Raw genomic sequence first — 12,387 nt, forward strand, 5'->3', positions numbered from 1 at the left:
CAACGCTTGAAAATTAATACCAAAGGAAATAATAAATCAATCCGATGATAAGTACTATGCCAGCTGCTCCTAAATTAAACGGAGTACCTGTGTTAAATAGTACAGGGTCTGATACGATCGCTTTCGGGTCTGCAACTTCCATGTTAGCGTTAGTATACAGAATGATGCCTATCATAAGAAGGAAAGTTCCTAAGAAATACATAGATGGAGCAAAAGCCAGGTAGCTTAGCTCATCGCCAAATACTAATGCTGCAATGAACACAATTATACCAAGAGCAAAGAAAAGGTAAGAATATCCTGCAATCGTTTTTCTTCTTCCTGGCTCGGGTAAATCCTTTTTAACTTTTTTGCCTCTTTCGGCGAAGCTAATAAGTGAAGCAATTACGCAAAGTATGATGAATACATATCCCATACGCAGAAGGAATGGCATGTTCGGACTAACTACTTTGAACAGTATTCCTGCCGGGATAGTGGCAATAGCTGTCCATAGAGCAGCGTTAGGCGTAATCTGTTTCCAGAATAAGCCCATACCGAACACGGCAATCACACCAGGATAAATGTAACCTGTGTACTCCTGGATGTATTGGAACACCTGATCCAGAGACGCTAGTTGAGGAGCTACAACAGCTGCAATGGCCAGCGCTATTACAGCAACAACTCTACCTACTAACACCAGTTCTTTGTTGTTTGCCTCTGGCTTAAAGTAGGGTCTGTAAATATCCATGGTGAAGATAGTAGAAGTACTGTTTACCATAGAAGCCAGAGATGATACAATAGCAGCAGCCAGGGCGGCAAAGGCAAGGCCTCTAACACCGGTTGGCACAAAGTTCTTTAATAGCCAAGGGTATGCCTGGTCCGATTTGTCAATAGTACCGATAGCTTCTACTGATTTACCAAGAATAGAAGCCAGTTCTTCTGGTGTATGAGCATTAAGTAGTACGTAAGCAGTAATACCCGGAATAACAACAATAATCGGCATTAATATCTTCAGGTAACCTGCAAAAAGAAGGCCACGTTTCGCCTCGTTAATGCTTTTTGCTGCAAGTCCTTTTTGAATGATATATTGGTTAAAGCCCCAGTAACCAAGGTTTGTTGCCCACATAGCACCTGCAATTACTGCTATCCCCGGTAGGTCTATGAAAGCATCTCTTGTTCCGGTTTCACCATCCGGAACAAAAAGGTGCCCCTGAGGAAGAACCATTGTAAAGTGGTCACGGCCTTTTTCGTAAATGTTAGCAATACCGGCAAGTATACCGCTTCCTTCGCCTACTGCATCCAGGGCAAGGAAAGTTGTTACAAGCCCACCACCAACAAGTACGATTACCTGTACTACGTCTGTCCAGGCTACAGCCTCTAGGCCTCCATAAATAGAGTAAATAGCAGAGAACAGAAGCAGGCCAATAATACCGTACTCAAGAGGAACTCCCATTATGTTTTCCATTGCAAGGGCTCCAAGGTAACTTACAGAAGTAAGGTTTACGAAAACGTAAACCAATAGCCAGAATACGGCAAAAGCTGTACTTACACCTCTGTTAAACCGCTGGTTAAGAAACTGCGGCATGGTATAAATGCCTTTGTCGATAAACACAGGCAGAAAGTACTTGGCAACAACAATAAGGGCAACGGCTGCCATCCACTCATAGGCAGATATAGCAAGACCAATGGCAAAGCCTGATCCTGACGTTCCGATAAAGTGCTCTGCTGAAATGTTAGCGGCAATAAGCGAGGCACCTACGGCCCACCAGGTAAGGGATTTGTCCGCCAGAAAGTATTCTTGAGCAGTTTTTTCCACGCCTGTTTTAGATCTTGATACCCATAAGCCCATGAATAGTATGACGAGGGCGTATAGGATGAAGATGGCGTAATCTAGTGTTGAGAATCCAGATGTCATTTGAAATTTTGAAAGGGTTTATATGGTTTAATATGATAAATCATTTAAATATATTCATATTATATATTTAAACACAAACTAGTGAGTGATTTACCACAAGATTTTTATTGTCCATAGTATGAATTTGGACCATGTTTTCTTTCAAAGTGTTTCTTTATAAGAGAATCCTTCAGACGAGGTACGTCTGACCGGATTTGCTCCGTCAGGTAGGCCATTCTGGCAACCTCCTCTAACACAGCACTATTGTACACAGCTTTGTCTGCTGTTTTGCCCCAGGTAAAAGGAGCATGGTTGCCCACCAGTACCATTTCGACTTCTTCGTAGCTCATGCCTTTCTCTTGCAGATAATTCATGATCTGGAAGCCTGTTTCATACTCATAGTTTCCTTCAATCATTTTATCATCCATTGGCGGAGCGCACGGAATGTCTACAGTATTGTGGTCTGCATGAGTAGTACCATAGATCGGAACGTCGCGTTGCGCCTGTGCCCAGGCTGTGGCGTATGTGGAATGGGTATGTACGATACCGCCAATTTTTTCCCAGTGCTTGTAAAGCACTGCATGTGTTTTTGTGTCTGAAGACGGACGTAGTGTACCTTCCACTATGTTGCTGTCAAAGTCTACAATAACCATCTTTTCGGGTGAAAGATCTACATAAGGGACTCCACTCGGCTTGATGGCAAAAACACCAAGTTCACGATCTACGGCACTAACATTGCCAAAAGTGAAAAGTACGAGTCCTAGTTTAGGCAGCTGCATGTTGGCTTCGTATGCAGCTTGTCTGATATGTTCGTATTTACTCATTTATAAATATTATCTAACAACTTCTTCTTGTACATCAGCTACTTGCTGTGGTTTGGCAGGGGAGGAGTGCTGCTCTATAAAGCCACCCATCTCAGAATACTTAATATACCTTTTGGCATATACTTTAGCACGCTCTGCGTCCGGGTGATATTCCGCGTCAAAACCCTGGCCCATAGCAGCCATAGCATCTTCTACTCTGGAGAATATCCCAGCTGCCGTCGCTGCAAACATGGCTGCGCCTATAGCACAGGTTTGCTCAGATTTATGAATACGTATAGGCATGTTCATAACATCGGCCATCATCTGCATAATGAACGGAGACTTTTTAGCAACACCTCCTAAACCAATGAGACCTTTAACCGGCACACCTTGCTCATTAAACCTGTCAACAATTTTCTTGGCTCCAAAGCACGTAGCCTCTACTAGTGCTCTGAAAACTCTTGGAGCATCACTACCAAGTCCTAAGCCCAAAATGGCACCTTTCAGCATTTGATTTGCATCCGGCGTACGACGACCGTTAAACCAGTCTACAGCAAACTCATTGTTTTCAGACAGCGGAATCTGATCTGCCTGTTTGCTTAGCTCTGGAATAATTTTATCAGATATATCATTAAGTAACGCTTCTGCTTTTTCGGCATCGATAACGGTAGATTGCGAAAGAAGGTTTTGCAAAGGCCACATGAGTACTCTTTTGAACCAGGCGTAGGTGTCACCAAAAGCAGACTGACCAGCTTCTAGGCCCATCATGCCTGGAATTACAGAGCCTGGTACTTGTCCGCAGATTCCATTTACAAGCTTGTCTTCTACTTCATGTATAGGTGCAACCAACATGTCGCAGGTGGAGGTACCCATTACTTTACTTAGATGATAAGGCTCAATCTGTCCGCCTACGGCTCCCATGTGTGCATCAAATGCGCCTACACCTACTACTACATCTGAAGACAGGCCGAGGCGTTCTGCCCATTCCTGACTCAGGTTACCGGCAGGCTTGTCAGAAGTGTATGTTTGTGTAAATAGTCTTTCAGTGAATCCACTGAGCAGTGGGTCTAACGACGTGAAAAACTCTTCTGGTGGCAGCCCTCCAAAGTCTTCTGCCCATAAGGATTTGTGACCAGCAGAGCATACACTACGTTTCATTTCATGTACATTATCACCACCCGTAAGCAGGAAAGGAATCCAGTCACAGTGCTCTACCCAGGAGTAACAAGCTTCGCGTACCTTTTCGTCTGTTCTTAAAACATGCAGCAGCTTAGCCCAAAACCACTCTGAAGAGTAGATGCCGCCTACATATTTCAGGTAGTTTGTGTCAAACTTTTTAGCATGTTCATTTATCTCTGATGCCTCTTTTACAGAGGTATGATCTTTCCAGAGTACAAACATAGCGTTAGGGTTCTCCTTAAACTCTGGAAGCAAAGCCAGCGGAGTACCCGTTTTATCTACAGCAACTGGAGTAGAGCCAGTAGTATCAATAGAAATACCCTTAACTGCTTTGGCTATAGTCTCGTCTCCGGCCTGGCTCAGGCAGTCCTTTATTGTTTTTTCTAACCCTTCTACATAATCCAAAGGGTGCTGCCGGAATTGGTTTTCTGCAGGAACGCAATAGTCTCCTTTTTTCCAACGTGGATAGTAATATACAGAAGAGGCTATTTCCTGCCCATTTTGAGCGTTAACAAGAACGGAGCGAACGGAATCTGATCCGTAATCGACTCCTATAACATATATGTCTCTATTCACAGGTATGGTTTATTTTTTTAGTGATTTATGTAAGGTCAGTTTCAATCTTATTTATGGATATTGATTTTATAATATAATAAACCTAACTAATTTAATATTACAGCACTGTTAGATAACTTGTCAGGTTTAGGGATAAGATTTAAAATTGCCTGAAAGTCATCTTCATACTTTTGTTTGTTAACCTTAAAATAGAAGGCTCCCTTCTTAGAACTTTCTTTGTCCTTATCAGTCTGTTTGACTAACAGTCCTGTGGAAAGAAGCTTTCTGCTGAAATTGCGCTTGTCAAAAGTTGTATCGTAAAGTCCTTCGTATAGTGCCTGCAGCTGCGGTAGTGTAAACTTGTCTGGAAGCAGTTCGAACAAAACGGGATGAAGCGCAGCCTTATAACGAAGCCGGTGTTTAGCAGTTTCTACCATTTTTTCATGATCGAATATAAGTTCCGGCATTTCTTTTACTGGAAACCACTCTGCATGAAATTCTTTGCTTAATTGTTTCTCATACTTTTGTATGTCAATTAAAGCAAAGTAAGTTACCGCAACCGTTCTTTCTACAGGATCTCGCTGCGGATCGCTGAAAACATGCAGCTGCTCCATATACACATTCTCTAAACCTGTGAGTTGCTTTAAAATGCGGTTGGCAGCCTCCTCTAACCTCTCTTCAGGTTGAAGAAATCCACCCATTAGACTCCATCTTTTCTTTTCGGGTGCAAATCCTCGTTGAATTAGCAGTAACTTATAGTTTTCACCGTCAAAGCCAAATATTACGCAGTCTACAGCTACCAGTATCCTCGTCTGTCCTGAGTATTTCAGCATATCTTAATTAGAAATTATAGGTTATACTTCTGTTTCTATATACTAGCAATATACAATAGCGTGTAAAGCAAAAGTATTAATACAAATATAATATAATTGTTTAATTAACGCTTATTGATAAAATGTTTTAGTTCCTTATGTCAATAAGCGTTAATTAAGTTTATGAAGGTTATATTTTATTTGTTAATACGATTAACCATATGGAAGACTAACTTCTGCTCGTTAAAATTGTATCACTTATCGGCCTGTTGTTCTTGCTATTTTAGAAGTAACAGACTAACACTATCAGTATAATTTATATTGATGCTGAAAAGATACAAAATAAATTTAACAAACTACTGTTTGATAGTGGCAGATGCTTTATTATTTGTGAAATAAAGGTTAAAGTAACACTATTAACTTGATTATACGTACGAGGGTTAGGTTGATTTATAATGATTGACAAGTTATGCAACGTTTAGACCGATTTGCTCAGGAAGTGAAAAGTTTAGGCTGTCTTTTAGGTGTATATTGCAAGCTTTGAAATTGATTATTCTGGAGTAGGTGCTTTTTTTAAAAAAAAAATATCAACTAACAGTTGTATGTAGAAATGTTTTTTGTACCTTTATAAATGTAATAAAAACAGTTAAAGTTGCTTTTGCACCTTGATAACTTTAAATCCAAATAAAAAAATAGTTTTAAGAAAACTGAAAGGTGGGTTTGAAAGGAGTGAAAAAGCGAAAAGCTTTATTAAATGTGCTTCAAACAATATTAAATAAATAGTTAAATCTTAATGCATATACAAATACATATTTATGAATCGAGAGTTGTTGCATTTTAAATCCGCAGAATATATCCTTCTTAAAGGAAGAACTGTTTTGTTGACAGTATTGGGGGTGGTTGTAAGTTATGCCCCCTTGAAGGCTTATGATAATGTGGCTAAGGCAAGTGTGGTCACGTCAGTTGCCGAAAAAGGATTAATGATTTCTGGAAAGTTAAAAAGAGCTACTGTAACTGGAACAGTAACAGATGAGAATGGTGTGGGATTGCCCGGTGTGACCGTTGTTGTTAAGGGTACAACACAGGGCACAGCAACGGATATCAATGGTAGCTTTACATTGCCAGAGGTGGAAGATGGTGCTGTCCTTGTTTTCTCTTTTATTGGCTACGAAACACAGGAGGTGCCTGTGAATGGCCGCTCTTCAGTTGATGTGACGCTTGCCCCTGATGTAAAAGCATTGGAAGAGGTGGTAGTTGTTGGTTACGGTACACAAAGGAAGTCTGATATTACAGGGTCTGTGGCTGTGGTGGAACCAGAGGAGATGAAGAAATATGCTACTAATGATGTGTCGCAATTATTGCAAGGGCGAGCATCTGGTGTTAACGTAACAAGTGATGGGCAGCCTGGTGCTGCGCCTAATGTCAGAATACGTGGTATAACTACTTTTGGTGATAATACACCTTTGTATGTTGTTGATGGCGTGCCTGTAGCTACTGGTGTGCGAGATTTTAACCCAAACGATATTGAGTCTATTCAAGTGCTAAAAGATGCTTCAGCCGGAGCTATCTATGGTTCAAGAGCTGCTAATGGTGTTATTATCATTACTACGAAAAGAGGTAAGAAGAACACTCCTTTGCAGGTTAATTACAGTGGTTATTATGGTATAGATAAGGTTTGGCAGAGAATACCTGTTACAAACAGAGTTCAATATCAAATGCTGAATAACGAATCTCAGCTAAATGGTGGTGCTGCAATAGCCCCCGCCAATGACCCTAATTCTCCTTTGTTTATAGATGACATTGATACTGATTGGCAGGAAGAAGCTTTTAAAACAGGAACTAGGCAAAACCATACCATAAACTTTTCAGGAGGTGGCGAAAATACGTCATATAATGTTTCTTTAGACTACTTTGGTAATGATGGGGTGTTGAAAGGAAATGGCCCTACGTATGACCGCTATACAGTACGCGCAAACACAAATGGGCAAAAAGGGATATTTAGTTTTGGGGAGTCAATGTTTTATACACATTCACATGAAAACTCTCTGACATACAATACAACAGCCTTGACAGGTGGGCGGCCTCCACTAGTTATTGATATGTTGCTGGCTATACCAACTATGGGTGTTTATGATCCTAACAGAGAAGGTGGATTTGCAGGTACAACCAATGGGGTGGAAGAGGCCATTGTGCTAAACGTGGTAGGTGCTAACAGTTTGCTGGAAAACTGGGTTGATGTAGACCGTACGTTTGCTAATGCATGGGGGCAGTTAGATTTGATAAACAAGAATGGACACAGCCTGAAATATAAGCTGAATCTAAGTTATGACCGTACCTTGACCCGGGATTATTCATTTCAGCCGGAGTTTGATTTGGGCTATTTCTTTAGACAGTCTACTGCTCGTCTAGATGATAATACCAGGATATACAGCATGGGGCTGGTTGAGAACACTCTGAACTACGAAAAAACATTTGATAAACACTCCTTAGCTGTTTTAATAGGGCAGATGTACCAGGTTAACAGTTATAATATCCGCTACGGACATGCTGAAGGCTTTTCTAAACCATATTATCCTGTTTTAGCCAACGGACGAAGTCAGACTGTTGGATCATATGATACTGAAAATACAATAGCTTCTTTTCTGGGAAGAGTAAACTACAGTTATGATGATAGGTATTTAATAACTGCTACCATGCGAAGAGACGGCTCTTCTAGGTTTGCGCCTACCAATAGATTTGGTTACTTCCCTTCTGTTGCTTTAGGATGGAAACTTTCAAATGAGAAGTTTCTTAATCTTCCAGATGCAATCTCTGACTTAAAATTAAGAGGAAGTTACGGCTCATTAGGTAATCAGAACATCGGAGACTATTTGTACACACCTTATTTGAATTCCAATATTCTCTACAATTTTGGTGGACAAGTTGTAGCAGGTGGTTTGCAGACAAACCTGGTTTCTCAAGATATAAAATGGGAAACAAGAACTACAGCCAACATTGGTTTAGATGCTGCTTTACTTAATGGTATGTTCGATTTTACAGCTGAATACTATAGTAGCAAGTCAACTGACATTCTGGTAGGTGTTCCTATTCCTTCTAGTACTGGCTCAGTCAATACAGCTCCTATTGTAAACTCAGGTAGTTTAAGAAACTCTGGCTTTGAGTTTACTGCTACTTATCATAAAACCGAAGGAGAGTTTACCTTTGATATTTCTGCAAACGGTACAACAGTGAAAAACAAGGTTTTAGCCTTAGGTGGGAATAATGAGCCAATTTATGGTACTGGTTCCAGAACAGAGGTAGGAAGAGAAATTGGGGAACATTATGGTTACGTAACAGAGGGTATTTTCCAGTCAGAGGATGAGATTGCTAATCATGCTTTTCAAAGTGCTGCTACTTCGCCAGGTGATCTTATATTTAAAGACTTGAATGAGGATGGAGTAATCAATGCTGAAGATAGAACATACCTAGGGAGCGCAATACCTGACTTCACTTATGGTCTCAACTTTAGTGCAGCCTATAAGAACTTCGATTTAACAATTTTTGGATCGGGTGCGACAGGTTACTTGATTAACAGCAGACAGTACAGATCTTTGATGCACACCTCAGACTATATGAACTATCATGAGGATGCTCTTGATAGATGGACTCCTACCAATACAAATACAGATGTACCAAGGCTAGTGGCTGGAGATCCTAATGACAATGGTCGTGACTCAGATCGAGAAGGATGGCTGCAGAGTGGAAACTATCTTCGAATTAATACAGTTTCTCTTGGGTATAACTTACCTACAGGGCTTATCAAGCACATCAATAATGTAAGAGTATACGCTACAGCTCAAAACCTCTACACTTTCCAGGCCTACAAAGGATATAATCCTGATTTTACTTCAGGAGTTTTCAATCCTGGGTATGATAACGGATCATATCCTAGACCAAGAACATTTATGTTAGGCGTGCAGGTTGGTTTTTAGGCATTAAGGAGTTGTATAAAGTTTATGAATGTACAAATCATGAAAAAGATAAAATATTATTTCTCATTTTTATTGCTGGCTTTAGTTGGTTGCGATGATAAATTGGATATCGTGAACCCTAATACGCAAATAATAGCAGATTATTGGCAGACACAGGATCAGGCTCAGGCTGGCGTAAATGCTATTTACAATAGCCTGATTCTGGATGGTACCTACATGAGGATGTTTCCTACATTAACAGACACACGTGGTGATGATATAACAGGAGATACGCCTTGGTTGGATATAGCGCAGGTAGGTAATTTTACCATTCCTACTACATCAGGCCCGGTTCAATGGATTTGGGGAGCCAAATACCAGTTGATATGGCGCGCAAACCAAGTTTTGGATAATGTACCTGCTATTGAAATGGATGAGGCATTAAAAAACAGGATACTTGGACAGGCTTATTTTTTGCGTGGATTAGCATATTTTAACTTAGCCAATACTTATAAAGTAGTTCCTGTTGTTACTACAGCACAAACAGTAATATCAGATGATGAAGCTGTGCAGGTCGAAACTTATCCGGCAACAGCAACAGAGGAAGAGTTGTGGAATCAGATATTTTCTGATTTTCAAATGGCTAAAGAGTTGCTGCCTATATCTTATGATAATGTAAGTGGGCCAGATCAGGGGCAGAAAGGACGTGCTACTAAAGGAGCTGCTACAGGTATGTTAGGTAAAGCTTACTTATACAGACAGCAGTGGCAAAATGCAGCTGACCAGTTTGAACAGTTCTTTACCGGTGACTTGCAAGGTAGGTACAGCTTAGTAGAAGACTATCGTGATAATTTTAAGCCAACGAACGAAAATAATTTTGAGTCATTATTTGAAGTCCAATTTGGGTCGGTAGAAGAGGTGGGTGGTTCAACCAGAAATTATGGTGGAGATCCTAACTCTACCTGGCAACAGGTGTCATCACAAGGCTATACTTATGCTATGGAAGGATACGGTTATTCAGACGTTTTACCTACCAGGTGGATTTACAATGAGTTTAAGGAAGAAAAAACAGTCAATGGTAATAGCGATCCTCGTCTGTTGGAGACAATTGCTTCTTATGAGCCAGAAGATAATTCAACAACAGTATATGGTGGTACACCTTGGCCATTTGCTGAAGATAGAATCTTCCCTAGAAAGTACACTCATGACGGTATTCCCGGATGGACAGATGAGGGGGGGATTGAAAACTCAGGTATCAACTACAGAGTGCTACGCTTTGCCGATATTCTGTTAATGTATGCTGAGGCTTTAAATGAATTAGGCCAAACATCAGAGGCTTATCAATACATTCAGCAGGTAAGAGACAGGGCGAACCTGCCTGACCTGGCAACTACAAAACCCGTAATGGGACAGCAAGAAATGCGTGATCAGCTTGCACATGAGCGGGCTTTAGAGTTTGCTATTGAGGGACAGCGCATCAATGATATAATTCGTTGGGGCTGGTTGTATGATCCTGAGAAGTTAGCAATGCTTAAGCAGCACGATGCTGATTTTAACACCTGGACACCTGGAAATGAGTATTTGCCAATTCCACAGACGGAACTTGATGTAAACCCCAACTTAGCTACCAATCCAGCTAATTAATATTCCAGTATTGCTGAAGATTTATTTAAAAGTGTAATCTCAGTTAATTAGAACAGAACCAGGTATCATTATGAAGAACATCTTAATTAAAAGGGCTCTGGGATTGATCATGCTGACAACAGTTTTTCTTGGCGCATGTCAGAAAGATGATGAAACGGTAGCAGAAATTGATCCTGACTCTTCAACAGAGCAACCTTTTGATATAGATGCTTTAAGTGATACCTATAGAGACATAGCTGCAAGCTCGCTCTACAAAAAGTGGGGGCCATACAACACGCATGACCCTTCTGTTATAAAAGATGGAGAATGGTTTTACAGCTATAGTACTGATGTTGCTTATGGCGCCATCCCTCGTGTAGGTATTATGGTGCGCAAGTCAAAAGACCTTGTAAACTGGCAGTTTTTAGATTGGGCTTTGAATGGGTTGCCGGCCATGGGGGTAGATTATGTTACTTCTAATGGAGCAACTCCTACACAGGGTTTGTGGGCACCTTACATTATGAAAGTCGGGAGTGAGTTTAGACTTTATTATTCACTGGCACCTACTGAGGAACGTACCAGTGCCATAGGTCTGCTCACTTCCAACTCACCTGAAGGGCCATGGGTGGAAAAAGGCTTGGCTGTAACTTCTGTAAACGAAGGCCCTGGTACAAATGCAATTGATCCGTCTGTGGTCGTAACCCCGTCTGGTGAACATTGGATGGTATATGGTTCCTCCTGGGATGGTTTGTTTGTACTTCAGCTAAATCCTGCTACTGGTCTTGCTTTACAATCGGGTGATAAAGGTACCCGCATTGCCAGAAGAGGGTGGACAGGTGGAATGGTGAATGGAAATTTAGAGGGACCAGAAATCATTTATAATTCTGCGACAAACAAGTACTACTTGTTTGTCGCTTATGACTGGCTCTCTACCAAATATAATGTAAGAGTTTTTCGTTCAGACAATCCAAATGGCCCTTTCTTAGATTGGAATGGAGTAGATGTGGATAATCTTGCTGATAATGGCCCCATGATTTTGTCTCCTTACAAGTTTATGAATCATGGAGGCTGGCAAGGAGTGTCTCATTGTGCTGTTTTTCAAGATAATGGCCAGTATTTTATGGCGCATCAGGGAAGACCAACTGTAGACCCTGCTTTTATGGTGATGCACGTGCGTAAAATTTTCTGGACCCCGGATGGGTGGCCTATGGTTTCTCCTGAACGTTATGCTAATGTAGAACAAACGCCTGTTTCCACAGAAGAAATAGCAGGAGATTACGAACAAATTGTTCTATGGCAGCCTGTTATACCTGGTTTTGGTAATGAGCAGATTGATCCAAACCTTTCTATCGCAAGTATCACCATCTTGAATTCTAATGGGACTATTAATAACGATCCTAACAATACTTGGACATATGAAGCTCCTTGGTTGGAATTGAGATGGGGTGGAGTGTATCTAGATAAATTGTATGTATCTAGGGCACGCGATTGGGAGAATAAGATACCCTCTACCATTGCAATGACAGGTTTTAATGGTGAAGGCACCGCTATCTGGCTTAAAAAAGTAGAGTAACATCTAATTACAGGCCTGGTTA

At 40.9% G+C, this 12,387-nt stretch carries 7 protein-coding genes; 3 read left to right on the plus strand and 4 right to left on the minus strand.

The window, feature by feature from the left end:
• Positions 1-13: 13 nt before the first annotated feature.
• The 4 genes from LN995_RS00515 to LN995_RS00530 form a co-directional block, all read right to left on the minus strand.
• Positions 14-1,891: a sodium:solute symporter family transporter gene (locus tag LN995_RS00515; RefSeq protein WP_229957366.1), complete on the minus strand. Its 1,878-nt coding sequence runs from the start codon at positions 1,889-1,891 to the stop codon at positions 14-16.
• Between the two features lie 104 nt (positions 1,892-1,995).
• A complete protein-coding gene (locus LN995_RS00520) occupies positions 1,996-2,694 on the minus strand; it encodes an L-ribulose-5-phosphate 4-epimerase (protein WP_229957367.1) in 699 nt (232 codons plus the stop codon).
• Between the two features lie 9 nt (positions 2,695-2,703).
• Positions 2,704-4,428 (minus strand): ribulokinase, encoded by a 1,725-nt coding sequence (locus LN995_RS00525; protein ID WP_229957368.1) that lies wholly within the window; start codon positions 4,426-4,428, stop codon positions 2,704-2,706.
• An 86-nt stretch (positions 4,429-4,514) separates the two neighbouring features.
• Positions 4,515-5,240, minus strand: a complete 726-nt coding sequence (locus tag LN995_RS00530; protein ID WP_229957369.1) for an NUDIX hydrolase — start codon at positions 5,238-5,240, stop codon at positions 4,515-4,517.
• 794 nt (positions 5,241-6,034) lie between these two features.
• Here LN995_RS00530 and LN995_RS00535 point away from each other — a divergent pair.
• The 3 genes from LN995_RS00535 (at position 6,035) to LN995_RS00545 (ending at position 12,365) form a co-directional block, all read left to right on the plus strand.
• Positions 6,035-9,190 carry a SusC/RagA family TonB-linked outer membrane protein gene (locus LN995_RS00535; RefSeq protein ID WP_229957370.1) on the plus strand — a complete coding sequence of 1,052 codons (3,156 nt, stop codon included), beginning with the start codon at positions 6,035-6,037 and terminating at the stop codon, positions 9,188-9,190.
• Positions 9,191-9,229: 39 nt separating this feature from the next.
• On the plus strand, positions 9,230-10,813 hold the full coding sequence (locus LN995_RS00540; RefSeq protein WP_229957371.1) for a RagB/SusD family nutrient uptake outer membrane protein: 1,584 nt from the start codon (positions 9,230-9,232) through the stop codon (positions 10,811-10,813).
• Between the two features lie 70 nt (positions 10,814-10,883).
• On the plus strand, positions 10,884-12,365 hold the full coding sequence (locus LN995_RS00545) for an arabinan endo-1,5-alpha-L-arabinosidase (protein WP_229957372.1): 1,482 nt from the start codon (positions 10,884-10,886) through the stop codon (positions 12,363-12,365).
• Positions 12,366-12,387: the final 22 nt, after the last annotated feature.

The sequence above is a fragment of the Pontibacter silvestris genome (assembly GCF_020907275.1).
GTDB classification, from domain to species: domain Bacteria; phylum Bacteroidota; class Bacteroidia; order Cytophagales; family Hymenobacteraceae; genus Pontibacter; species Pontibacter silvestris.

What these genes read in the sequence shown, in the direction of transcription:
- LN995_RS00540 (WP_229957371.1), top strand. Translation starts at nt 9,230, where the DNA reads ATGAAAAAGATAAAATATTATTTCTCATTTTTATTGCTGGCTTTAGTT.
- LN995_RS00545 (WP_229957372.1), top strand. Translation starts at nt 10,884, where the DNA reads ATGAAGAACATCTTAATTAAAAGGGCTCTGGGATTGATCATGCTGACA.
- LN995_RS00515 (WP_229957366.1), bottom strand. Translation starts at nt 1,891, where the DNA reads ATGACATCTGGATTCTCAACACTAGATTACGCCATCTTCATCCTATAC.
- LN995_RS00520 (WP_229957367.1), bottom strand. Translation starts at nt 2,694, where the DNA reads ATGAGTAAATACGAACATATCAGACAAGCTGCATACGAAGCCAACATG.
- LN995_RS00535 (WP_229957370.1), top strand. Translation starts at nt 6,035, where the DNA reads ATGAATCGAGAGTTGTTGCATTTTAAATCCGCAGAATATATCCTTCTT.
- LN995_RS00530 (WP_229957369.1), bottom strand. Translation starts at nt 5,240, where the DNA reads ATGCTGAAATACTCAGGACAGACGAGGATACTGGTAGCTGTAGACTGC.